This is a genomic window from Flavonifractor sp. An10 (genome assembly GCF_002161215.1).
Classification (GTDB): domain Bacteria; phylum Bacillota; class Clostridia; order Oscillospirales; family Oscillospiraceae; genus Flavonifractor; species Flavonifractor avistercoris.
The window spans coordinates 209304-232228 of the sequence record NZ_NFMB01000001.1; the positions used below are offsets into that span (position 1 = coordinate 209304).

Here is a 22925-nt window from a genome sequence, read left to right on the forward strand (position 1 = left end):
ATTGATGGAACGCCGGATGCGGTGAAAGCCGCATGTCCGGTGTGGAGTGGGGGAAAATCTGGCGATAACTTCAAAGGATTACCTATCACTATACGGCGAGGCTAACCTGCTCAAGAGCCTGATCCTCTATGTGGATCTGGACACCACACGAACACCGGATGAGAGGAATTTGGCCGCCGTCTACCAGATGCTCACCCAGCACACTGAGAAACAGCTGACCATGCTCTTCGACCGGCTGCCCTTGGATCATCCGGCCAGGGCGCCATACAACCTGTTCAGCCAAGGCAGCGATACCGTGCGGACTGGCGTCGTGCTGGGGCTTGGCACCCGGCTCCAGGTCCTTCAATCTGAGTCAGTACGCCGTATCACTCGCCGGTCGGACATCGACCTGGCTGAACCTGGCAAGAGCAAGTGCGCATACTTTGTCATCCTGGACGACCAGAATTCCTCCTTGGAGTTCCTGTCGTCCCTTTTCTTTGCGTTCCTGTTCATCCGGCTCGTCCGCTATGCGGACAGCACACCTGAGCAACGCTGTAAGGTGCCGGTCAATATCATCCTTGATGAGATGAACAACATCGGTGTAATTCCCGACTTTGGACGCCGGCTGAGCACGGTCCGCTCCAGAGCTATACAGATCATCATGGTCTGCCAGAGCCTTCCGCAGTTACAGAACCGGTACCCCAATAACCTCTGGGCGGAATTGCTGGGCAATGCTGACACCCAAATTATGCTGGGCGCCACGGACGATGTGTCAGCAGAGTACTTCAGCGCCCGCAGTGGCGATATGACGGTGGAGGTCAACTCCACCATGACCACCCGCCAGAGTCTCGCGCTGGCCCAGGTCATCCCCCAGTACCGCTATACCGAGGGCATCGGCCGGCGCCGCGTGCTGACACCGGATGAGGTACTCCGGATACCTAATGACGAGCTACTCATCATCATCCGCGGCCAGAAGATCCTCAAGGCAAAGAAATTTGACTTCATTGCGCACCCTTATGCAAAAGAGTGCGTAAGATGTCGGATTCAGGAGTATAAGTCACATCCTGCACAGCAAGCTGCTCAGTCAGAACCGGTTGGGCCGCAGGTACCAGAGGAGCCAGTGCCCACAGAGGCATCCGCCCCCAAGCCGGAACAGAAAGCGGCTGACTCAAAGCCTGAGTCAAAAGAACCGCCGCCTGCCAGTCAGCCGTCAGAATTACCGTCCAAACCCGCCAGGCGGCCGACGACCCTCTATGAGAGCAGCCGCCCACCAGTTGATTTTTAACGGTGGATCGATCCACCTAACAACAGATGATAGGAGGACATAACACCATGGCAAAAACGAAAAAGGAACTGCAGGACCAGGTCCCCGAGGAGGAGCAGGCTGTGGCTGACACCGGCCTGATCGAGTCGGAGAGCGTGCCCCAGACTGACCTGGAACGGCTGCCGCCCGCCCTCGCTGACCTGGAGCTTGAAGCGACCAATACGCTGGATCCAGATGCGCCCCAGTCGGACTTGGATCTGGGCGGACCGATGGATGACCAGATCCCAGCGCCCGAGACTAGGTCTGAAGCAGGTGAGCCCCCCTCTGACCTCACTCAACCAGATGCGGAGCCCGTGCTCCAGACTGGGCTGGAAATGGATCAGGAACTGGACCAATTGCCTGGTGAGCCCACGCGGCCAGAACTGGAACCTGCGCAGGAGCCGGAGATGCCGTCTGAAACGGAACCGGTGCCCACTGAGGACACCGACGATGCTCAGCCGCCAAAGCGCCGCCGTCGGAACACCCGCAAGAAAGCGGAGGAAACCGAAGCGGACGCAGAAACGGAGACAGAAACGCCATCGGAGGAGGAGCAGAGCGACGTCGGGCAGCCCCAGAAGCTCCGAATGCCCGGTCGGCGCCGCCAGCGGGTCGTCTCCATTGATGCGGAGCGCACGGTGGAGACAGATACGGATCGCTTACGCAGCGACCTGCTGGATCTGGTGGAGTCATTCAAGAGCAAGCGGATCCTCACCGGCACGATCCAGGGCGTGGAGCGGCTGGCCGACAACCCGGAGATGTCCTACGCGGTCATCTACCACGGCGACTTCAAGGTCATCATCCCGGTACTGGAGGCCATTGAGGAGCCGGAGGACTACCGGGGCCAGCCCAGAGGCGATGTGCTCCACTACCTGCTCAACAAGCGGCTGGGCGCGGAGGTGGACTACATTGTCAAGGGGATTGACCAGGAGAACAATGTGGTGGCCGCCAGCCGCCTGGAGGCCATGGCCCTCAAGCGCAGGGAGTACTACTTCCGCACCGACCGGGACGGCAATTATCAGATCTACGAGGGGATCCGAGCCGAGGCGCGCGTCATCTCCGTCATACGAGCCGGCATCTTTGTGGACCTGTTCGGTGCGGAGACCTACATCCCGCTGCGGGAGCTCTCCTACCAGCGATGGGTGGATGCCGCACAGCACTACCAGCCTGGCCAGCGTGTCCTGGTCAAGGTTCTGGGGGTGAACCGCAGCGACCGCAGCCACCCCAGAGTCACCGCATCGGTCAAGCAGGCGATGGAAAATCCCTACGAAAAGGCACTGAAGAAGTATGTGGTGGGCAACCGGTATGTGGGCACCGTCAGCATGGTGGATCTTAACGGCGTGTTCGTATCCATGGACGGCGGCGTCGACTGCCTGTGTACCTACCCCAAGCGCGGCCGGCCACCCCGGGGCGCCAGAGCCACCGTGCGCATCCTCGGCATCAACCACGAGAGCAACCGCATCTGGGGCGTCATCACGCATATGTCTACGGTACGATAATAATATTGATATGACAAAAAAATAAAATATCGAAGTTTGTCACATTGATATTATCAAGTTTACAATTTGGGAGGGATGTGGTAAGATGATGGCTGGGGGTGAGTTTATGGAACTCAGAAAGCGGACACGATATTTAGAGCAGCTGATCGCGTTTCAGGATACAGATCTTGTCAAAGTAGTCACCGGAATCCGGCGCTGCGGGAAATCCAGCCTGTTAGAACTGATGGAAGCCCATCTCCGGGACAGCGGTGTGACCGAGGCGCAGATCATCGCCATGAATTTTGAGTCCATGCAATATGCGGATATGGACAGCAAGTCCCTATACCAAACGGTGATGAAACGGAAGCTGGAGGGGAAAAGGCTCTATCTCTTTTTTGATGAGATCCAAAAGGTCCCCCAGTGGCAGAATGCGATCAATTCATTTCGAGTCGACTTGGACTGCGACATCTATGTGACCGGCTCCAATGCCTTTTTGCTCTCATCCGAGTTGTCCACCTACCTGTCCGGACGGTATGTGGAGGTGAAGATGCTGCCCCTCTCCTTCGCTGAGTTCCTTGATTTCCAAAGGTATACGGTGGAGACCTATCGTTCACCTGCCGGTGGTGAGCGGAAGCGGGCCATCGATGGACAGGGCCAGGTGATGGATCTGCAGGAGCTGTTCCGGGCATACATCCGCTTCGGCGGGATGCCGGCCATCGCGGAAACCGGCCTCGATCAAAAAAAGGTCCATATGCTGCTGGACGGCATTTACTCCGCTGTGGTGGTGCGCGACATTCTGGAGCGCGGCCACCGAAAGGAACGGCGGGCCATTACAGACGCACTGCTTTTACGGAAAATCATCCTCTTCCTGGCTGATAATATCGGGAACAATACCTCCATCCGCTCCATCAGCAATACGCTTGTGACAGAAGGGGTTCTGGAGGAGGAACGCCGCAAGAGCAGACCCGCCGTGCAGACCATCTCGGCCTATATAGATGCCCTTCTGGACGCCTATATCTTCTATGAGGTCAAGCGGTTTGACGTCAAAGGGAAGGACTATCTGCGGACATTGGGCAAGTATTATATCGTGGACACCGGCCTTCGCAACTATTTGCTGGGCGACCGGGGTGGGGACACCGGCCATTTACTGGAGAATATCGTATACCTGGAGCTGTTTCGACGCGGGTACGAAGTGGCAATAGGAAAACTGGACGATAAAGAGATTGACTTTATTGCAACCAGCAATGGCCCCAAAAAGTATATCCAGGTGACAGAGACCATGGCCGCGCCTGAAACGCGGAAGCGGGAACTCGCACCGCTGATAGCTGTACAGGACAACTACGAAAAGGTCGTCATCACGATGGATCAGCCGCTGGACACCGATATCAACGGGATTAAGATTGTGAATGTGATGGACTTTCTGCTGGACGGCGAAATGCTGTAAAATTGGATACCGTTTGGAGCCAGGGTGAGCGCGCAGGAATCGCGTTCACCCTGGCTTATTTGTGTAAAGGAGTCAGAGAATGAAAAGAAGAAACGCGAAGAGGGCCAGCCGTATCTGCCTGTCGCTGCTTGCCGTTGTGATGCTGATGGCCACGCTGTGCCCCACATCGCAGGCCGACACCGATGGCACCGAGCCGCAGATTACCCAACAGCCGGACCAGCTGGTGTTGCAGCTGGGCACCCGCTGGGCGGGTGTGGAGTTTGAACTGCGCACGGATGCCGGCGTATTCCCTGCCCCAATTGTGGTGGATGAAAACGGCGTGCTGACCATGGATCTGGGCGGCAGCACTACTTACACCCTCAGCTGCATCAACTCCACCGTCCCCATCCCCGACCCGGCCCAGGACGCATCCCCTGCCCCTCAGCAGGCGGCAGAGGACGGCCAGGCAACCGTTTCAGACCCACTGCAGCAGACAGATTCGTCCGGCAGAATCCCCATCGGGACACTGATTATCTTCCTCCTTGGCTTGGCCTGTGCCGCAGGCGGACTGATCGCCCTCTACCTGTCCAAGCGCCGTCGGCAGCCCGTTTACGAAGAGTGGGACGAGGAAGATGAGGAGGACGAGGACTATTGAGCCCCACCATGCTCCCCGATACTGGGTTTGATCCCCCACAACTGGGTTTGGCAAAAAAGTGACTGAAATCATCGAAAAATCAAGGATTTCGGTTGACTTTTCAGGCGTTTTCTGCTATAATTTCACCATAGCAAGATACTGCGTTCAGGCTTTCGATACGCCGGGGCGCCCGGGCGTCAGACCCGCCGGAGCAGTGCGGGGAATCGTTACGGAGCCGCTGTCCCGCGGCTCCACAACGCGCAGGTCTTGTCTGAAAAGAATGTGGCCGGAAGGCCGCTGAAATACAGTGCAGAGTCAATGGCTGGATGCGACACCACTATTCCAGCGCTTGGCTCTGCATTGTCTTTTTTCAGCGGTCTTCCGGCCTTTTTGTTTTCATCCGGCCCTGAACGACCAGTACGAGTATGGACCACAGAGATATTTTCCAAGCGAGGAGGCTTTTAGATGAGCAAGAAATCAAAACACGGCAGGAGCAGTGTGCTGCCAGGCTCCGGCCGGCTGCGCTGTCATTGCGGCAGCCCCGCAATCCTGCGCAGCGCGGAGGGCCTGTGCAGGACACACCGGCCCGGCGCCATGGCCTATGTCTGTTCCAGGTACCCCGCCTGTGATTCCTTTGTGATGGCGCATCCGGATACGCTGGAGCCTATGGGCAGCTTGGCAGGCTCTAAGTTGAGACGATTGCGGTATGAGGCGCACCAGCAGTTCAATCGGCTCTACGAGTCCGGACTGATGAGCAAAAAAAGCGCGTACCTGTGGCTGAGCGTGGTCGTGCAGGCACCCATGTCCCATGCCCACATCGGGCATTTGGGCGACTACTACTGCCAGGTGGTTATTGATGAAAGCCGGAAACTGCTCCAGGAGCGGATGGAGCAGCAAAACAAATTGAGGAAAGTATCAGGAGGTGCATAATATGCTGTCGCCGCTTACGAAGGAGCAGCGGATCAAGGTTGAGGAGAACATGGGACTGGTAGGCAAGGTGATCCAGGACTGCGTTCATACACTGGGCGCGGGGAGCATGTTCGGCTATGACGACCTGTTCCAAATCGGGTGCCTGGGGCTGTGCAAGGCGGCCCAAACAGATAAGCCGGGGCACACGGTGGCCTTTTCCACCTACGCCTACCGTCTGATCCGCAATGAGATCTATACCGAGTTGGAGCGTGCCACCCGGCGGGGGCGGGAGGTGGCCACTGACCCTGCTGAACTGCCCTGCACGGTGTTGGACGATGATGTACCAGAACAGCGAGAGGCATGTATGTCGCTACTGCAGCGGTTGGAGCGGGCAGAAACCGAGGCCACCGGGGTGACAGCCAAAGGACTCCAGGCGATCCGGATGCTGATGGATGGATATACCAACCGAGAGATCGGGGAGCGGTTCGGTGTACCGGCAAACCATGTGACGGCGTGGGTAGCCAGGACCCGAAAAATGCTCAGCGAGTTGGATTGACAGGCAGGTGAGAAGTGGGAATTGCTTTTCCGGCCGGAACCACATATAATGGCACTTAGATTTTGGATTGTGAGGTTCCAGCCATGGGGAGAGCATCCACGAAAGAGAATAAGAACATCTATCAGACGACCCGGGAGGCCCTGCGCCTGACCCGGGAGACGGCCAGCGAGCTGCTGGAGACGATCCCGCCGGAGCGCATTGAGAAGATCGAGAATGAGCGCTCCCTGCCACACCCGGACGAGGTGCTGACCATGGCGGAGAAGTATAAGCAGCCCGGCCTGTGCAACTACTACTGCGCCAATCAGTGCCCCATTGGGCAGGAGTATGTGCCGGAGGTGAAGATCAAGGACCTTTCCCAGATCGTCCTGGAGATGTTGGCCTCCCTCAACTCCATGAACCGGCGCAAGGACCGGCTGATCGAGATTACCGCCGACGGCGTCATCAGTGATGACGAGCTGGAGGACTTCATCCGTATCCGGGAGGAGCTGGAGCGCATCTCCATCGCGGTGGAGACCTTGCAGCTGTGGTCGGAACGGATGTTGGCCACTGGCGCCATCAACGCCGAGCAATATGAGGCCTATGAGCGCCAGCGTGCGGAGCAGGAGCGGGATTGAACCGGATATTTTGCCGCGGCAGTGGAAATAGCGCATCTTATTTTGTCAATCTGATTCTGGCAGCTGTAGGGGCGGGATGATAGAATACCAGTAAGCAGAGAGAGCAGACGCTCCTGTGAAGTTTCAGCAGCGAGGTGACGGCGATGGCTCCAAAAACGAGACTCCTGGCGATCCGCCTGATGGAGAACCTCCGAAAGAATCCCGCTTATGCCCAGGTCTTGGGTGTCCAGGTGACCTTCAAGAGATCTACCTGAAGGGGTGGGCTCCCGATCCAATGCGGCGGCTGAGGGCTTCACAGTTGGGTGAAGCCCTCTTTTGCAAAATGGAACTGTACCTTGCTACGAAAATAAGTAGCGAGGGCGTGAACCTTGACAAACAGGCTTTCAACGCCTCATGAAAAACCATCGCAGCACAAAAAGCGGCAGGCCAAAACCTGTCGCCGGCCGAAGTATGGTACAGTGGGAATCAGCCTGGTGCCACCACAAAGTACCCCAGCTTTTGCAGTTCGTTCACCATACGGCTGGCCCGTTTGCGCTCACTTTGTTTTCTGCGGATCTCAAAACAGTCTTCGTTGTATGGAGAACCTGTCTTCAACATCGTGTAAATCAGCGCCAGCAGTTTGCGAGCCAAAGCAATCGTTGCACGTTTAGCGCCCTTCCGCTGTTTTATCCTCCAGTACCAACCGGAGAGGTACAAGCTTCGTTTTCCGGAGATGACCCATCCCACCTCACAGAGCATACTCTTCAGATACGGATTACCTTTGTTAATGTGAGCACTCTTGCGTTTTCCGGCACTCTCGTTGTTACCGGGACTCAAACCGGCCCAGGAGCATATATGCTGGGAATCCGGAAAGGCACTCATATCGGTACCAATCTCCGCGATAATGGCTGCTGCCGCAGTTACATCAATACCCGGTATGGAGCACAGGAGGCTCAATGCCTCTTCGTGCTTTATGATCTCTTTCGTAATAGCGTCCTCCACAGTATGCCGGTGCTGTTCAAGTGCTTCCAAGTGCCCAAATATCATGCGAAGAAAGCCGCGCTGGTGCTCCGAGAGCGAACCGTTCAAGGCAATCAGTATTTCGTCGATACGTTTCCGGGTCTGTGTTTTCAGACACCGATCCAGAGCTTCCCGCGAAATATTTCCGTATTCCATGAGATGACGGATGATGTTTCGCCCGGAAGCGCCAAATGCGTCCGACAGAAACGCTGTGAAGCGGAAACCGGAGCTTTGCAGAAATTTATCGATGCGATTCTTTTGGGCGGTAATGTCGCGAACGATGCTCTTACGATACCGGGTCAGATGCCGCAGTTCCCGGAAGGTCTTATCTGGGATAAAACTTCCCTTTAGTAATCCGGCACGGAGCAATGTGGCGATCCATTGCGCGTCCCGCATATCCGTTTTGCGCCCAGGCACATTCTTCATGTGGCGGGCATTCACGACCAGAATGCTGATCTGCCCATCAAAACATGGCTCCAGCATTTCGTAAATAGGCTGCCAGTAGATCCCGGTGCTCTCCATAGCGACATAGCGGCACTCTGCTTCCAACACCCAATCCCGCAGTTTCCGCATTTCCGGGATAAGTGTGCTGAAGGAGCGAATCTCGATTTCCGGATCGGTGCCCAGTTCACCTTTGGCAAGACAGGCAACAATAACGTCACGATGAATATCCAGTCCCATGGCGCAGGTCAATATGTCTTGCATCAAATCCCTCCCTGAATTATGCAGGCTGGGAATTGCCCGGGTGGGTATCCGAACTTTGCTACTCGTGCTCTTCACTTATGTGACGCAACATACTGCTGTTCTCTTGGGCAACTCGTCCACGTTGAACAAACGGGGTGAAAATCCACCAAGGTGCAACCGGACTACGCCTGCTGTATTCAGTTTAGCAAATCCTTCGGTTAACGCACAGACTATATTTTCATTCTCAGCTGTGATGGCATTTCATGAGGCGTTGGAAAGGGAAAGGAGCGATAAGGGATGAACTACTATGACCAGCAGCTGCAGGAACTGCTCGCCCAGTGCGCCCGCAAACGGAAACTGGAGGCCTCGGCCGCGGAACTGCTGCGCCAGCGGGATACCTACGCCGCAAGAGCAGAGGAACTGAAACAGGCCATGCAGGAGGAGCAGGCGGATGTGGACCGGCTGGAGGGCCGGAGCCTGGCTGCCTTCTTCTACAATGTTGTAGGAAAGATGGATGAAAAGTTGACGCAGGAACGACAGGAGGCCTATGCCGCCCGGGTGCAGTATGACGCGGCGGCCCGGGAACTGGCCGGCGTGGAGGAGGACCTTCGCAGGTGCCAGGCGGAGCTGAAAGCCTTGGATGGCTGCGAGGAGCGTTATGCGGCGCTGCTCCGGGAGAAGACCCAGGCGGTGAAAGCCGCCGGCGGCGCTGTGGCCGAGCAGATCCTCGCTTTGGAAGAGCGCTCTGCCTATCTGGAGAGCCAGGAGCGGGAACTGCGGGAGGCGGCCGCTGCCGGCAATGCCGCATTGATGACGGCCGATCAGATCCTGGAGAGCTTGAACAGCGCGGAAAACTGGGGCACTTGGGACCTGGTGGGCGGCGGCCTGATTGCCGACTTGGCCAAGCACAGCCGTCTGGATGACGCCCAAGAGTCGGTGGAGTACCTGCAGTCGCAGCTGCGCACCTTCCGGACGGAACTGGCCGACGTGACCATCAGCGCCGATTTCCAGGTCAATATTGATGGTTTCCTCCGGGTGGCCGATTATATCTTTGACGGCATCTTCGCCGACTGGGCGGTGCTGGACCGGATCAATCAGGCCCAGGCACAGGTGGAGTCCACCCGGGCGCAGATCTGTGCTGTCCTGGACCGCCTGCGGCAGATGACGGAACAGGCGGAGCAGGAGCGGGACGGCCTTCAGCAGGAGATTGAGCGGCTGGTGGGCAGCGTGCCCATGTAGACGGATACGCCAAGCCAAGTATTTTTGGGAACAAGAGAGGACAAGGAGAAAAATAAGTATGGATGATGACCCTGATGCGCAGATACCCCAACTGCTCTGGATCAACTGGACGGAGCATATCGTATCCTTCCATTTGGAGGATGGGTTTGAGGAGGTGGAGTTTCCTGACCACGACGCCATGCTGGAATATGTCTTCCAGAAGACCTCCAACGGTTTCCGAATCCAGTGAGCCGTCGCTGGGACAAAATCTACATTGAGGAGTAAACCATGAAGTTTATCATCGAGCACCTCGCCAAGCGCTTTGAGCATAAAGAGGTTTTGAAGGACATCGACTTTACGTTTGAGGAGGGGAAGATCTACGGCCTGTTGGGCCGAAACGGCGCCGGTAAGACGACGCTTTTCAACTGCCTGAACCGGGACATCAAGGCCGACAGCGGCAGCTTTTCCATAGAGGAGAACGGCGTGCGCAGGGAAGTGGCAGCAGAGGATATCGGGTATGTCCTCTCCACGCCCACGGTGCCGGAGTTTCTCACCGGCCGGGAGTTCCTCAAGTTCTTCATGGACATCAACTCTGCATCCATCCGGAACCCAAAGCCCCTGGATGGGTATTTTGAGGAAATGAGTATCGCTCCAGAGGACCGGGACAAGCTCCTGAAGGACTACTCCCACGGCATGAAGAACAAGATGCAGATGCTGATTAACATTATCGCTCAGCCGAACATCCTGCTCCTGGACGAGCCGCTGACCTCCCTGGATGTGGTGGTGGCCGAGGAGATGAAGAACCTGCTCCGGTCCCTGAAGGACGGGCGGATCACCATTTTCTCCACCCACATCCTGGACCTGGCCCTGGATCTCTGTGATGAGATCGTCTTGCTCAGCCATGGGGAACTGGAGGTGGTGGAGAAGTCCAACCTGGACGACCACGGGTTCAAGGAGAAGATCATCGCGGCGCTGAAAGAGGAGAACTATGCTTAAAACACTGCGTATCTCATTCTCCCTGAAAAATACATACCGGGTCAACGGCATCCTTCACTCTCTCAAGCAGATCCCGCTTTTGAAACAGGTGCTGCCGGAGACCCTCTACCGGGTGCGTGGGCTGAAGATCTTTGCCAACGTCATCTCGGTGTTGTGGGAGATCGTTTCCATCTTTCTGGGGAAGTTCCTGTACTTCCTCACCATGGTCTGCGGTGTAGGGCTCCTCTATGAGCGGGCGCCGGCGGGCCTCAGTTTCCTGCACATCCTGTTTTTCCTGACGCTGATCGGCTCTTACATGAACACCAGCATCTTCAATCCCACTAGGGACAAGTACTATGCTATGATCCTTTTGCGGATGAATGCCCGGTCCTACACCCTGGCCAACTACGGCTACGCATTGTTGAAAGTTGTGGTGGGATTTCTGCCCCTCACCATCCTGTTTGGCATGGACCGGGGCGTTCCCCTGTGGCTGTGCCTGCTGATCCCGTTCTGTATCGCCGGCGTGAAAATAACGGTGGCCGCCGATTCTCTGCGTGACTATGAGAAACACGGCTATGTCCGCAACGAAAACAACCTCCAGAAGATAGCCTGGTTCCTGACAGCGCTCCTGCTGGTCTTGGCCTATGTGCCGCCCGCGGTGGGATTTGTTCTGCCGTTCTGGGCCTCGACGGCCCTGTTCCTGGTCTGGATCCCGGCCGGTCTTCTGAGCCTCCGGCGGGTAGTGAATTTCCTCTGCTACCGGGAGATGAATCAGGAACTGCTCTCCCAGATCCCCGGCCAAATGGACAAGGCCAGAGCGGCGGTCAAGACGGCAAACGAAAAGAATATCTCGGCGGACACCTCCATCACCAGCCGGAAGAAGGGGTTCGAGTTCCTCAACGACCTGTTTGTCAAACGGCATCGGAAGATCCTCTGGAAATCCGCCCTGCGCATCACCTATGTGTGCACGATCATCTGCTGCGGCGCTGTGCTGCTCATGATGATGCAGCCTGGTACCAAGGCGGACATCAATGAGATGGTCATGACCTGGCTGCCGTATTTCGCTTTCATCATGTATCTGATCAACCGGGGTACCAGCTTTACCCAGGCGCTGTTTATGAACTGCGACCACAGCCTTTTGACCTACTCTTTCTACAAGCAGCCCGGGTTCGTCCTCAAGCTGTTCCAGATCCGGCTGCGGGAGATCGTGAAGATCAACGCTGTACCGGCCCTGGTGATCGGGTGCGGCTTGGCGCTGATCCTCTATGTATCCGGCGGGACGGACAATCCCCTCAACTATGTGGTGCTGCTGGTCACGATTCTGGCCATGAGCGCCTTCTTCTCCATCCACTATCTGACCGTCTACTACCTGCTGCAGCCCTACACGGCCGGGACGGAGATGAAGAGCGGGACCTACCGCATTGTGATGGTACTCACCTATGTGGTGTGCTACGCCCTGATCAATGTCCGGCTGCCGATCCTGGTGTTCGGCGCGGCGTGCATCGCTTTCTGCGTGGTGTACTCCATTATTGCCAGCATCCTGGTCTATAAATTCGCACCGCAGACCTTCCGCCTGCGGGCATAAAGAGAGCAACAGCGGGGTGCTGTGCCACCAGGCACAGCACCCCGCTGTATTGCGTTCCTGGTGCGCAGAAGTACGCGCTTACCTGCCGCAGCACCGCTTGTACTTCTTGCCGCTTCCGCAGGGGCAGGGGTCATTGCGGCCGATCTTCTTGCTTTTGTGATCTGCACGCCCGACCACCGGGGGCCTTCCAGCCAGTTCCGACGGCGTGTGTCCGTTATTGGACCACAGCCTTGTGTGGTTGGACAATTCCACCAGCAACTTGGAAATCGTATGCAGTTCACCCGCCGACAACTCGACCCCATACTCGACGAAAAGATCCAGCAGGCGCTGCATTGGCGCCTCCAGGACAATGGCATAATGCAGTTCTATCATCAATTCCGACAGCCGCTGTCTATCCAGATGGCAGGAAGTGCGCAGATACTGCTCCAATTCCTGTGTGTATGCTGTCGGCTCATAGTAATCCGAATTGGCATATTTTAAGAACTCCGTCTTTGTGGGAATATACCTTGGCTTATTGCCGACCCGGGCCAGAAGATCCGGAATGTCTCGATACTGATTGTAGGAAAACGCCTCGCTGGCGATCTCAGACCCCAATAGCACATAGCCGCACTCCCGGGCGATTTGCCGGAGCAGGACGAGGTCCAGTTCTTCTTCAGTGAGCGCCGGGCGATTCTGCATACTGAAGATTTTGAGCAGGTCATCCTTTGCAATCACACCGTACAGATTGATTGCGGCCATCGCGTAGGCATGTATCAGATCGGAGCGTTCCTTGCGGGCTTGGAACCCGTTCTCAGTCAGAACCAACACAGCAGAGCGTACCTCGTCTGGCATCACATAGGTGACCACGCTATCTTGGAGAAATGCCTGTAGGTAGCAAAGTTCGAGGAGAACAGTATCGTTATTCACGCTGCAACCACGGCTCTCGCATGAACCGCACTCTGCGATCTTCAGCAGCCGTCGCCAGGATGCGCTGTCCAACAGAAAGAGGATGTTTTCCATGCGGTCCTGAACCAGCATGGCGTCAAAAATCGCAGTGACCAGGCCGTCCTTCCGCATTTGATAGATGCGCCGGACGCCATGCAGCCCCGCCAAGGAGCGCAGCTCCGCAACGGTCTTCAACTGGAGAATATCCCGAAGTTTGGTATATGGCGCATGACGGATCGGCAGAAGCACTGTTTCCTTTGATGCCATAGCCGGCTCTGTCTGCGGCATACCGTCCACCTCCTTTTTCCGCAATCATACCACGGTTTTCCGGCGGCGGCAACCCGATTTCAAGACAAATCCGCAAGGGAAAACCATCGCATTTCGTTGACATCCGTGCTATGATAACAGTAAAGTCAGGTTGGGGAGGAAGACACCATGGGGCTCATTGCGCGGCTGCTCTTGAACGAACGAGCAAAGTTTGACCGGATCTGCGGGGAATTGCAGACGGCTCGGTCCTTTCCAGAAGATGTGGAGGAGATCCGGGACATCCCCTACCTGCCGGATACCGAGCCTGCCCACCGCATGGATGTCTATCGGCCCAAGAGGACGGATGGGCCGCTGCCGGTGGTGCTGGATGTCCATGGCGGCGGCCTGGCCATGGGCAGCAAGACGTACAATCGCTGGTTCAATGCCCAACTGTGCCGCCGAGGGTTTCTGGTATATAGCGCGGACTATCGCCTGGTACCGGAGCACCGGGTCTTTGACGCCTGTGCAGATATTTCTGCGGCCATGGACGAGGCAATCCGGTTGGCCCCGGACTTTGGCGGCAAGCCCGGCGGCATTTTCCTGGTGGGCGACAGCGCCGGCGCTTACCTCATCGCCTACCTCACAGCCATGCAGCGGTGTCCAGCTATGGCGGCCGCCGCTGGCGTTCAGGCACCTAAAGCGGAGATCCGGGCCCTTGGCCTTATCAGCGGGATGTTCTACACCACCCGCCGGGACAAGGTGGGCCTCACCATGCCCAGGTACCTGTACGGCCCCGATTGGAGGAAGGGTGCGTTTGCACCCTATCTGGACCCGGGGCAGTGGACGTGCCTGGGAGATTTTCCGCCGTCCCTCCTGGTAACCAGCCGAAATGATATGCTCCACCAGTATACAGTAGACTTTGCCGGCGCCCTGGAGAGGTCCGGCGCAGCCTACCGCTTGGTGGACTATCCCGCAGACAAACGGCTGGTCCATGCCTTCAGCGCAGTTGACCCAGACCTTCCGGAGAGCCAGGAGGTTCTTTCGGCGCTGGCAGATTTCTTTCGACAGGCGCAATAACAGCGTGCAGCGGATGGCTTTGTCCATCCGCTGCTGCTCTTTAAGGAAGGATGGACACCGGCTCTGCAGGTAGAGTGATCTTACGAGAAAATTTGATTTAACCATCGCGCCAACGATAACCTTAAGACAGAGGTAAGCAATGGTCAGAACGGGGATACCCGTTTCGAGACGGCAGGGCAAGCGATGCGTCAGAAAGACATCTACCGGTGGTCAAGACGTTCAACTTGGTTTACTTCAGATAATACAAAAAGGAATTCAGACGGGACCAGGCCCCTTCATCCCAGTCGTTGTCCATGGCCAGATGGAAATGCGGGATACCTTCCAGCGCGCCGGTCATGTCCAGCAACGCGGCAGTATTCTCATACCGGGGAGCCAGGGTGAGCACACCGGAAGACCGGCGACCCAGTTCCAGGGCCTTGGCGATACGATAGCGCCCGTTGGCCCCGGCAAATCCAGGGAGCAACCGGTCCGCCTCTTCGCGCAGAGCCTCCAGATCCGGAGAAAAACTGTTCCTCGCACCAAGAAGCGGGCCTAGGGACGCCATCCGTTTGGCCCAGAGGCCGGCCAGAGCACTGCCCGCATCCCGCCAAAGGAACCACAGATATTCCCCCAGCGGCGCCCGGAGCAGTTGCCAGTGCTCCTGTTCCAGCGTGTCCAGCACCCCGTCGTGGAGGGCGAAGAGGGTGAAGGGCTCGCCTACGGCGGCCAACGCCCGTCCGGAGGGCAGGAGGGCGCCGATCCCCTGGGCCAGGGTCTCCAGCTCCTCCCAAGTTGGGATGTGGGCCGGCTCCAGTTCCATTCGCTGGTCAGGCGGGGCGCACAGCAGGACATCCCCCGTCAGGATCGCTCGCAGCAGCAGGTCCGGATCTAAGGCGGTCTCCGGTAGCCGCTCCAGCACCGGGGCGGCCAGCGTCACCCGCTCCAGTCCCCGGCGGCGCAGCACCGCCTCCGCCGCCCAGGGGTACTGGCCGTCGGCCTCCGCCCCCTGGGTGGCGGGCAGAAGCGCCTGGAAGGGGCCGGCTTCCCGATGGACAATGTCTAAAATTCCGCCCAAAAGGGCAGGGAAGGGCAGATACTCCTTGGAGGAGGTCTCCGCCCGTCCCAGGGCCAGCGAACGGCCCCCCAGGGGCATGGCGCAGGCGTCCAGCCCGTGGGCGCGGTGGAAGTAGTCCAGCAGATAGGGAGTGAATGGGGGAAGGTCCGGCACATACAGAGGACCACGGGCCCTATCCGGCGCGGTAGCCACGGTAGTGGGATGGGACGGGACGGCCGTGAGCCGGAACCCCTCGGGCAGCGGCCGGACCGGCCGGCTCTCCAGGCTCTGGAGGAATGCCTCAATCCGGGTGATGACCCCCACCGGGGAGAAGTGCTCGTCCACCTCGATGTGCAGATAGGGCTTGTCTCCCATCTCCTGCCGGAACAGGTAGGAGAGCGTGGTGTCCGGCCCGCAGCCGTGGTTGGTGAGATAGACTGCGTACAGGTTGGGGTGATGGGCCACCAGCTTGGCCCCGGACAGGATATGCTGGCCAAAGGGCCAGTACAGATTGGGGTGATCCGCCGACAGGTCCAGGTCGTGGGCGGGCAGATGGGACAGGGTGAGGACCTTGTACCCCCGCTCCAGCAGCAGCCGGGGGATGCCCATATTCAGAACCGGGTCCGAGAGGCCGTAGTTCCGGGTGATGAGCACCAGCACCTTGTCCTCCGGCCCCAGGGAGGCCAGCAAGTCCCGCCCCTGTTTCTCCACTGCGGCGGTGTGCCGCCGTACAGCTTGGGCGCCGGACATCAGGGCGGGAAGGCAGCGCACCTTGGGAATGCCCAGTTGTTTTCCAAGGCCCAGCATGGCGGATGCCATGGCCTCCTGGCCAAAATCCAGGTCAAATACCGGATTGAGCAGGGTAATGCCCCGCTCCTCCAGCCGGAGCGCCCGGGCGGCCAGCCGGGGTGCGGTCTGCATATATACGCAGCCGTAGTTGTGCTCCACTCGTGAGGTCTCATGCTTCATGGTGTGGATGGAGGGGAGGAAGATGTAGTCCACCCCCTGCTCCGCCAGCCAGGCCATGTGGCCGTGGATCAGTTTCACTGGGTAGCAGGTCTCCGCCTGGGCGGTCTGCTGGGAGAGACGGATGATCTCCTCATTGGTGGGTGGGGAGAGGAGCACGTTGTACCCCAAATGCCGGAAGAAGGCGTTGGCCATGGGGAAGAACTTGTGGATCATCAGGGCAAAGGGTACCCCCACCGTCTTGCGCCTGGGGACCGGCGCGGGATCGTACCCCTCCAGAAGCAGCTGCGGTCCCCGCTGGTAGAAGGCGATGTTGCGCTGGACCTCTGGAGAAAGGGCGGGGGATTCCTCTCCCTGGCCGGTGAAGCCGTGGAAACGGGATGGACCCTCCGCTGTCTCCAGGGCCAGCAGGGCGACGCCGAAAGCCCCGCTGATGGAAAAACAGGGGGAGACGGTGAGCCGGTCCCCAAATTCCTGGCGAAAGGCGGCCACGATCCCAGGGTTGTAGGCCACGCCGCCCTGGAGGACGATCCGCCGCCCCACCAGCTTGCTGCCCACCACCTTGTGCAGGTAGTTGCGGACGATAGACTGACACAGTCCGGCGGCCACTTCTGCCTGGGAGGCTCCCTGGGCCAGGGCTGACTGGATGGCTGTCTCGATGAATACGGTACACCGCTCGCCCAGTTCCACTGGCGCCTGGGCGGTGAGGGCCAGAGGGCCGAACTCCTCAAGCGGGATACCCATGCGGGCGGCCTGTTCCTCCACAAAAGAGCCGGTGCCGGCGGCGCAGATCTTATTCATCTGGAAATCCGCCACCTGACCGCCCTGCAGAGAGATGTACTTGGAGTCCTGCCCGCCGATCTCAAACACCGTATCTGCGTCCGGTACCCAGTGGACGGCGGCCCGGGCCTGGGCGGTGATCTCGTCCCGCACCGCATCCGCGCCAATCAGCCGGCCGATCCGCTCCCGGCCGGAGCCGGTGACGCCCACCGCCAGAAGAGGAAGTTCTCCAAACCGCTCCCGGAGATGCTCCAGTCCCCGGCGCACCGCCCCCTCCGGGTCCCCGGCGGTGCGGAGATACTGAAAGTCGATCAGGCCGCCGTCGGGATCCATGAGCACCAGGTCGGTGCTGGTGGATCCTACGTCGATACCCAGGGCGCAGCCCTCCAGCGGGATCACGCCAGAGGAGGCGGGGTCTGTCAGAGAAGCGCCGGCGGGCTGGGATAGGGGGGAACGCCGCACCAGCCGACCCGCTGCAGCCGGTTGCCCGCACAGGCTGGCCAGCAGTTCCCCCATGGAGCAGGTCTCTGCCTCTTGAGCGGCCAGGGCGGCTCCCACAGCGGCAGCATGGAGGAACGGATCCGGAATAATCAGATCTTCCTCCTCCAGGCCGAATACTGCTTTGACAGCCTGGACCACGCCGGCGTTCTGGGCCACGCCGCCGCACAGGGCTACCGGCCTCTCCACCGGGAGGCTCCGGACGATGACCGCCTTGTAGTTACGCACCATGGCGTAACAGAGGCCCAGCAGGATGTCGGGCGTGGGAATGCCCTCCTGCTGACGGTGGATGATGTCGGTCTTGGCAAAGACTGCGCACCTGCCAGACAGGCGGGGGATGGACTCGGCCTGGGCCACGAGATTGGAGTAGTCCTCGATGCGGAGTCCCAGCCGGGACATCTGATCCTCAAAGAAGGAGCCAGTCCCGCCCGCGCAGTGCTCGTTGACCGCAAACTGCGGGGGAAGTTCCGACCCAAAACCGGTGAGGAAACGGGCGCTCTGGCTGCCAATCTCAATGACGGACCGGGCTTCCGGCGCCAGCAGGATCACCCCCCGGTGGATGGCGGGGATATCCCCCAGATTGGAGAGACCGGGACAGATTTCCAGCAGCCGCTCCCCGGCGCTGCCGGTAAGGACCACCGGACAACCGCAGACCCCGCTGTCCCACTGGAGAAGCTCCCCCAGCAGCCGGCGGGCCGCCGGGATCGCGCTGCCCCGGTGGGCGGCGGTTTTGGACCAAAGCAGTTCTCCCGTCGGGGAGAGAAGTACCAGTTTGACGGTGGTGTTCCCGCAGTCCAGACCGATTCCGTTCATACAGATCCTCCATTCCCGCTCCTTGACAGTTTAGCGCGAGAGCGGTATAATATAGGTTAGTTATTGCTAACCATAACAAATCCATTCTACTTTGTCGGTTGCCACAGCAACAGGAGGCAGATCATGCAGTCGGTTTTCGCGGCGATGGGCCGCTGTCCGTTATTTGAAGGGATCCCAAAAGAGAAGTATCCCAACGTCCTGACCTGCCTGCAGGGGGAGGCCAGGGCAGTTTCAAAAGACCAGGTACTCCTGCGGATGGGAGAACGGCAAAGCCGGCCAGGCGTGGTAATGTGGGGGACCTTGCGAATCTCCCTATACAGCGAAGACGGAAACCTGCTGACCATAGAGCGATTGGATGCCGGAATGGTATTTGGAGAGTCACTCGTCTGTTCTATGGCGGAAGACAGCCCCATTCAGATCGACGCCATCACCGATGGGGAGGTCCTCTACCTGGACTTCGATCCTCTCCTGCTCCAACAGGAGAACGCATGCCCCTTCCGGACCCGGGTGACAGCCAACCTGCTCCGGGAGATGGGGCGGGAAGCCCTGTTTCTCAACCGGAAAATGCGGATTCTGGCCCAGAACCGCCTGCGTAACCGTATTAAGCTCTATTTACAGAGCCTTCCCGCCACTTCGGACGGCGTGATCCGGCTGGAGATGGGACGAGGGGAGCTGGCGGAATACCTGTGCGTGGACCGCAGCGCCCTCTCCCGGGAGCTGGGCCGGATGCAGAAGGATGGGATCCTCACCTATCAGGGGCAAACCGTCCGGATCTTGGATCAGGACTTTCTCACCGTGTAACGAGGAAAATGGCCTGTCCGTTGCCATGGCAACGGACAGGCCATCGTGCTATATAGTATCATTTCTTGCGGTTAGTTAATGCTAACTAAAAGAAATGATAGGAGGACATACCATGAAACGAGCCTTTGCTTCCATCCTGGCTTCGGCCATGATGCTTTTCGCACTGGCCGGCTGTTCCGGCGGAGGGGAAACCACTACAAATGAGACGCAGGATCCCGCACCGGAGGGATCCAGTCAAGCCACGGAGCCGGTGACCATCTCGGTGGGGGTTCCCACCGCGCCGCCCGCTCTGCCGGTGCTGCACATGATGGACGCCCAGCTGCTGGGGGAGAATGTCACCATCGACCTGAACGTGTGGAATGCCCCGGAGGAGTTGCTGGCCATGGTCCAGGGTGGGGAGCACGACATGTACGCATTCCCCCTGACGGTGGTCTCCACGCTATATAACAAAGGGCTGGATGTACGGCTGATGAACGTGAACACCTGGGGCGTCACCTACTTCCTGACCACCGATCCGGACTTTACCACCTGGAGTGATTTGGCGGGCAAGACGGTATACATCCCCTTGCAGTCCTCGCCTCCGGACGCCCTAACGCAGTACTTCCTGAACGAGGCCGGCCTGACGGTGGGGGAGGACGTGGAGGTGATCTACGCCAGCACCGCCGAGGTGGCAAGCCTCTTGGCCTCCGGCCAGGCGGAGTACGCCACGCTGATCGGGCCTCAAGTTACCTCCGCTATGAACCAGAACAGCGAGATCCGCCGGGCCCTGAGCTTTGAGGAGGAGTGGCAGCGGGTCACCGGCACCGACACCATGATCCCCAACGCAGGCTTCGGTACCACGCAGGCCTTTATTGACGAGAACCCGGATCTGGTGGCACAGTTCCAGGAGGCCTATGCCGAGAGCGTCCAATGGGTACTGGACAACCCCGCCGAGGCGGCTGCCCTGGCGGAGGAGTACCTGGATATGAATGCTGCCGTGGTGGAGGCAGCCATCCCTAACATGGGCCTCACTTTCAAGAGCGCTCAGGACGCCAGGGGAGAGCTGGATACCTTCTACCAGTTGCTCCATGACTTTGATCCCTCCATGATCGGCGGGGCGATGCCGGACGACGGACTGTACTATGAGGGCTAAGGCGGGACTCTGGCTCCGCCGCGCCCTGGGGGTGGGCCTGCTGCTGGGCGCCTGGCAGCTGGCCTCCCTCCACTTTCCGCCCCTGGTGGTGCCGCCCATCCCCCAGGTGGCGGCCACCCTTGTCCACCTGTTTCAGGAGCCGGATTTCTGGCCTACGGTGGGGACCACGCTCCTGCGGCTGGCGGCCGGCCTTGCCATCGGCATCGGCGCCGGCGGGGTCCTGGGCTTAATATTCGGGCTTTGCCCCAAGCTGGAGGATGTGGGGACGCCGATGATCCATGTGCTTCAGTCGGTGCCCCCGGTGTGCTGGGTGGTGCTGGCCCTGGTGTGGTTTGGCTTCAACGGCCTGCCCTGTATTTTCATCGTGGCCACGGCTACCGTCCCCACGGTGGTCATCAATCTGAGCCACGGGGTGCGCAGCGTGGATCGGGAACTGCTGGAGATGGCCAAGCTCTATCGGTTTTCCCACTGGAAGACCCTGCGCCATGTGACCCTGCCCTCCATCCGGCCCTACTTCAACTCCGCCCTGGAAATCGTGATCGGGGGCGGATGGAAGCTGGCGGTGATGGGCGAGGTGCTCACCACCAACAGCGGCATCGGCGGGGCCATCACATCCGCCCGGCTCAATGTGCAGCCGGACGCCATCATCGCCTGGGCGTTCCTGCTGGTGGCCGGCTGTTTTCTCACCCAGAAACTGCTGCGCCTGCTGTGCTGCCGGAAGGGAGGAGCGGTATGCTGAAACTCACCGGGATCCAGAAGTCCTTTGACGGCCTTCCGGTCCTCTCTAACCTGTCCCTCACTCTGTCCCAAGGGGAGATCGTGGCACTCATCGGGCCCTCGGGCTGCGGGAAGACCACGCTACTGAACATCATCTCCGAACTGACCACCCCCGATGCCGGCACGGTGGAGGGGGCGGAGGGCAAGCTGAGCTATATGTTTCAGAACGCCCGGCTGCTGCCCTGGCGGACTGTGGAAGAAAACATCCGCCTGGTGCGGGAGGACGCCCCGGGGGAGGAGGTGCGTACCCTGATCGCCGCCGTGGGGCTGGAGGGCTTTGAACACTACTACCCCGGTCAGCTCTCCGGGGGCATGGCCCGCCGGTGCGCCCTGGCCCGGGCCTTCCACTTCGGAGGATCCCTCTTCCTGATGGACGAGCCCTTCCAGGGGCTGGACTACGGCATCCGCATGGAGATGGTGGAGATGCTCCTGACCATGTGGCGTCGGGAAAAACCGGGGGTGCTCTTTGTCACTCACGAGATCGACGAGGCCCTCACTGTGGCAACCCGTATTGCCGTGCTCACCCCCAGACCCACCACCATTCAAACCTGGTACACCCTCCCGGGGGCGGAGGGACGGGAGGCATCCGCACCGGAACTGCTGGATCTCCGCCGGGAGATCATTCGGCAAATCACGGGATAGCCCTGGTTTCCGTTGCACAGGCCGTCAAACCGGGGTATACTGAACATAGGACGTTACAAAGGAGGCAAGCCCATGGAATTTCTCCGCAATCTGCCCACGGACGACCCCGCAGCCTTGGCGGGGCTTATTGACATTCGCCCGGCCCGGGTGGTGAGCATGGCCCTCACCCGCAGCGAACACTGCCAGATGACCCTGCTGGCCTTTGGCGACGGGGAGAGCGTCAGCGAGGAGCGGTACTTTGGCGACACCCTCTACTATGTGCTGGAGGGGAGCATGCCCCTGCGCATGGAGAGCGGGGAGAGGACCCTGACCGCGGGCCAGTGCCTGGCGGTGCCCGCCGGGGTGTCCCACGCCGTCGGCGGCGGAGGATCCTTTAAGCTGCTGCAGATCACCCTGCAGTAGGAACATGAACAGGAGGAAATCACGATGGAAGAATTGATCAAAAACCTGCCCCACGCCCAGCCCTTTGCCCTGAAAGAGCAGGTCCAGTATGAGGACGGGAAAGTGGTGAGCCTGACCATGGCCCAGAAGCCCGGCGTGGGCATGACCTTGTTCGCCTTTGACGCCGGGGAGGCCATCAGCACCCACGCCGCTCCCGGCGACGCCATGGCCACGATCCTGGAGGGAACTGCCCAAATCACCATTGACGGCGTCCCCCACACCCTGAACGGTGGAGAAGCCATCATCATGCCCGCGGGCATCCCCCATGCCGTTCAGGCCGTCACACGGTTCAAGATGTACCTGGTGGTAGTCAAGGCGTGACACCTGCCGGTGCGGGCATAGTATCACAGTAACGAAACGATCCCGGCACAAATACAGAGCCAGACAGCGGATTTCGCTGCCTGGCTCTGTTCATTTTAGAATGGGATTTCAGAATGGGGA

21 protein-coding genes are annotated in these 22925 nt (G+C 59.2%); 18 read left to right on the forward strand and 3 right to left on the reverse strand.

Annotated features, from left to right (window positions below):
• Positions 1-46: 46 nt before the first annotated feature.
• The 7 genes from B5E42_RS01100 (at position 47) to B5E42_RS01130 (ending at position 6893) form a co-directional block, all read left to right on the forward strand.
• Positions 47-1264, forward strand: a complete 1218-nt coding sequence (locus tag B5E42_RS01100; RefSeq protein WP_255396974.1) for a type IV secretory system conjugative DNA transfer family protein — start codon at positions 47-49, stop codon at positions 1262-1264.
• A gap of 47 nt (positions 1265-1311) precedes the next feature.
• Complete coding sequence (locus tag B5E42_RS01105; protein ID WP_087236059.1) at positions 1312-2778, forward strand: S1 RNA-binding domain-containing protein; 1467 nt, start codon at positions 1312-1314, stop codon at positions 2776-2778.
• Positions 2779-2884: 106 nt separating this feature from the next.
• Positions 2885-4201, forward strand: coding sequence for an ATP-binding protein (locus B5E42_RS01110; protein WP_087236628.1), 1317 nt, complete (start codon positions 2885-2887; stop codon positions 4199-4201).
• Between the two features lie 79 nt (positions 4202-4280).
• Positions 4281-4835, forward strand: a complete 555-nt coding sequence (locus tag B5E42_RS01115) for a hypothetical protein (RefSeq protein ID WP_087236062.1) — start codon at positions 4281-4283, stop codon at positions 4833-4835.
• Positions 4836-5279: 444 nt separating this feature from the next.
• A complete protein-coding gene (locus tag B5E42_RS01120) occupies positions 5280-5744 on the forward strand; it encodes a zinc-finger-containing protein (protein ID WP_087236064.1) in 465 nt (154 codons plus the stop codon).
• A 1-nt stretch (position 5745) separates the two neighbouring features.
• Positions 5746-6279 carry a sigma-70 family RNA polymerase sigma factor gene (locus tag B5E42_RS01125; protein WP_087236067.1) on the forward strand — a complete coding sequence of 178 codons (534 nt, stop codon included), beginning with the start codon at positions 5746-5748 and terminating at the stop codon, positions 6277-6279.
• Positions 6280-6362: 83 nt separating this feature from the next.
• The gene (locus B5E42_RS01130) at positions 6363-6893 is read left to right on the forward strand and encodes an XRE family transcriptional regulator (RefSeq protein ID WP_087236069.1); all 531 of its coding nucleotides are present in this window, start codon (positions 6363-6365) and stop codon (positions 6891-6893) included.
• Positions 6894-7358: 465 nt separating this feature from the next.
• Here B5E42_RS01130 and B5E42_RS01135 read toward each other — a convergent pair whose 3' ends face one another.
• The gene (locus B5E42_RS01135; protein WP_087235867.1) at positions 7359-8597 is read right to left on the reverse strand and encodes an IS110 family transposase; all 1239 of its coding nucleotides are present in this window, start codon (positions 8595-8597) and stop codon (positions 7359-7361) included.
• Positions 8598-8873: 276 nt separating this feature from the next.
• On the opposite strand from B5E42_RS01135, the gene B5E42_RS01140 reads away from it, so the two are divergent.
• The 4 genes from B5E42_RS01140 to B5E42_RS01150 are packed head-to-tail and all read left to right on the forward strand — an operon-like array spanning position 8874 to position 12354.
• Positions 8874-9815 (forward strand): hypothetical protein, encoded by a 942-nt coding sequence (locus tag B5E42_RS01140; RefSeq protein WP_087236072.1) that lies wholly within the window; start codon positions 8874-8876, stop codon positions 9813-9815.
• Positions 9816-9873: 58 nt separating this feature from the next.
• Entirely contained in the window at positions 9874-10044 is a 171-nt protein-coding gene (locus B5E42_RS19070) for a hypothetical protein (RefSeq protein ID WP_162613885.1), read from the forward strand.
• Between the two features lie 38 nt (positions 10045-10082).
• On the forward strand, positions 10083-10790 hold the full coding sequence (locus B5E42_RS01145; protein ID WP_087236074.1) for an ABC transporter ATP-binding protein: 708 nt from the start codon (positions 10083-10085) through the stop codon (positions 10788-10790).
• Complete coding sequence (locus B5E42_RS01150; protein ID WP_087236076.1) at positions 10783-12354, forward strand: hypothetical protein; 1572 nt, start codon at positions 10783-10785, stop codon at positions 12352-12354. Before B5E42_RS01145 ends, B5E42_RS01150 begins: the two co-directional genes overlap by 8 nt.
• 78 nt (positions 12355-12432) lie before the next feature.
• On the opposite strand, the gene B5E42_RS19925 is transcribed toward B5E42_RS01150, so the two are convergent.
• Positions 12433-13566: an SEC-C metal-binding domain-containing protein gene (locus B5E42_RS19925; RefSeq protein ID WP_087236078.1), complete on the reverse strand. Its 1134-nt coding sequence runs from the start codon at positions 13564-13566 to the stop codon at positions 12433-12435.
• Between the two features lie 147 nt (positions 13567-13713).
• Between B5E42_RS19925 and B5E42_RS01160 the strand changes: the two genes are divergently transcribed.
• On the forward strand, positions 13714-14601 hold the full coding sequence (locus B5E42_RS01160; RefSeq protein WP_087236080.1) for an alpha/beta hydrolase: 888 nt from the start codon (positions 13714-13716) through the stop codon (positions 14599-14601).
• Positions 14602-14830: 229 nt separating this feature from the next.
• Here the strand turns inward: B5E42_RS01160 and B5E42_RS19930 are convergent, their stop codons facing one another.
• Positions 14831-18691 carry an acyl-CoA dehydratase activase gene (locus B5E42_RS19930; protein WP_087236082.1) on the reverse strand — a complete coding sequence of 1287 codons (3861 nt, stop codon included), beginning with the start codon at positions 18689-18691 and terminating at the stop codon, positions 14831-14833.
• A 144-nt stretch (positions 18692-18835) separates the two neighbouring features.
• Here B5E42_RS19930 and B5E42_RS01170 point away from each other — a divergent pair, with 144 nt between their 5' ends.
• From B5E42_RS01170 to B5E42_RS01195, 6 genes are all read left to right on the forward strand, one after another.
• The gene (locus B5E42_RS01170) at positions 18836-19492 is read left to right on the forward strand and encodes a Crp/Fnr family transcriptional regulator (protein WP_255396980.1); all 657 of its coding nucleotides are present in this window, start codon (positions 18836-18838) and stop codon (positions 19490-19492) included.
• Between the two features lie 112 nt (positions 19493-19604).
• Positions 19605-20624, forward strand: coding sequence for an MqnA/MqnD/SBP family protein (locus B5E42_RS01175; protein ID WP_087236086.1), 1020 nt, complete (start codon positions 19605-19607; stop codon positions 20622-20624).
• Positions 20614-21363: an ABC transporter permease gene (locus tag B5E42_RS01180; RefSeq protein WP_087236088.1), complete on the forward strand. Its 750-nt coding sequence runs from the start codon at positions 20614-20616 to the stop codon at positions 21361-21363. The genes B5E42_RS01175 and B5E42_RS01180 overlap by 11 nt, the downstream gene beginning before the upstream one ends.
• The gene (locus B5E42_RS01185; RefSeq protein WP_087236090.1) at positions 21357-22043 is read left to right on the forward strand and encodes an ABC transporter ATP-binding protein; all 687 of its coding nucleotides are present in this window, start codon (positions 21357-21359) and stop codon (positions 22041-22043) included. Before B5E42_RS01180 ends, B5E42_RS01185 begins: the two co-directional genes overlap by 7 nt.
• Before the next feature lie 72 nt (positions 22044-22115).
• The gene (locus B5E42_RS01190) at positions 22116-22445 is read left to right on the forward strand and encodes a cupin domain-containing protein (protein ID WP_087236092.1); all 330 of its coding nucleotides are present in this window, start codon (positions 22116-22118) and stop codon (positions 22443-22445) included.
• Positions 22446-22469: 24 nt separating this feature from the next.
• Positions 22470-22805, forward strand: coding sequence for a cupin domain-containing protein (locus B5E42_RS01195; protein ID WP_087236095.1), 336 nt, complete (start codon positions 22470-22472; stop codon positions 22803-22805).
• Positions 22806-22925 lie beyond the last annotated feature (120 nt).

Coding starts and splice junctions, on each gene's coding strand:
- B5E42_RS01105 (WP_087236059.1), top strand. CDS start 1,312: ATGGCAAAAACGAAAAAGGAACTGCAGGACCAGGTCCCCGAGGAGGAG.
- B5E42_RS01110 (WP_087236628.1), top strand. CDS start 2,885: ATGGAACTCAGAAAGCGGACACGATATTTAGAGCAGCTGATCGCGTTT.
- B5E42_RS01115 (WP_087236062.1), top strand. CDS start 4,281: ATGAAAAGAAGAAACGCGAAGAGGGCCAGCCGTATCTGCCTGTCGCTG.
- B5E42_RS01120 (WP_087236064.1), top strand. CDS start 5,280: ATGAGCAAGAAATCAAAACACGGCAGGAGCAGTGTGCTGCCAGGCTCC.
- B5E42_RS01125 (WP_087236067.1), top strand. CDS start 5,746: ATGCTGTCGCCGCTTACGAAGGAGCAGCGGATCAAGGTTGAGGAGAAC.
- B5E42_RS01130 (WP_087236069.1), top strand. CDS start 6,363: ATGGGGAGAGCATCCACGAAAGAGAATAAGAACATCTATCAGACGACC.
- B5E42_RS01135 (WP_087235867.1), bottom strand. CDS start 8,597: ATGCAAGACATATTGACCTGCGCCATGGGACTGGATATTCATCGTGAC.
- B5E42_RS01140 (WP_087236072.1), top strand. CDS start 8,874: ATGAACTACTATGACCAGCAGCTGCAGGAACTGCTCGCCCAGTGCGCC.
- B5E42_RS19070 (WP_162613885.1), top strand. CDS start 9,874: ATGGATGATGACCCTGATGCGCAGATACCCCAACTGCTCTGGATCAAC.
- B5E42_RS01145 (WP_087236074.1), top strand. CDS start 10,083: ATGAAGTTTATCATCGAGCACCTCGCCAAGCGCTTTGAGCATAAAGAG.
- B5E42_RS01150 (WP_087236076.1), top strand. CDS start 10,783: ATGCTTAAAACACTGCGTATCTCATTCTCCCTGAAAAATACATACCGG.
- B5E42_RS19925 (WP_087236078.1), bottom strand. CDS start 13,566: ATGCCGCAGACAGAGCCGGCTATGGCATCAAAGGAAACAGTGCTTCTG.
- B5E42_RS01160 (WP_087236080.1), top strand. CDS start 13,714: ATGGGGCTCATTGCGCGGCTGCTCTTGAACGAACGAGCAAAGTTTGAC.
- B5E42_RS19930 (WP_087236082.1), bottom strand. CDS start 18,691: ATGAACGGAATCGGTCTGGACTGCGGGAACACCACCGTCAAACTGGTA.
- B5E42_RS01170 (WP_255396980.1), top strand. CDS start 18,836: ATGGGCCGCTGTCCGTTATTTGAAGGGATCCCAAAAGAGAAGTATCCC.
- B5E42_RS01175 (WP_087236086.1), top strand. CDS start 19,605: ATGAAACGAGCCTTTGCTTCCATCCTGGCTTCGGCCATGATGCTTTTC.
- B5E42_RS01180 (WP_087236088.1), top strand. CDS start 20,614: ATGAGGGCTAAGGCGGGACTCTGGCTCCGCCGCGCCCTGGGGGTGGGC.
- B5E42_RS01185 (WP_087236090.1), top strand. CDS start 21,357: ATGCTGAAACTCACCGGGATCCAGAAGTCCTTTGACGGCCTTCCGGTC.
- B5E42_RS01190 (WP_087236092.1), top strand. CDS start 22,116: ATGGAATTTCTCCGCAATCTGCCCACGGACGACCCCGCAGCCTTGGCG.
- B5E42_RS01195 (WP_087236095.1), top strand. CDS start 22,470: ATGGAAGAATTGATCAAAAACCTGCCCCACGCCCAGCCCTTTGCCCTG.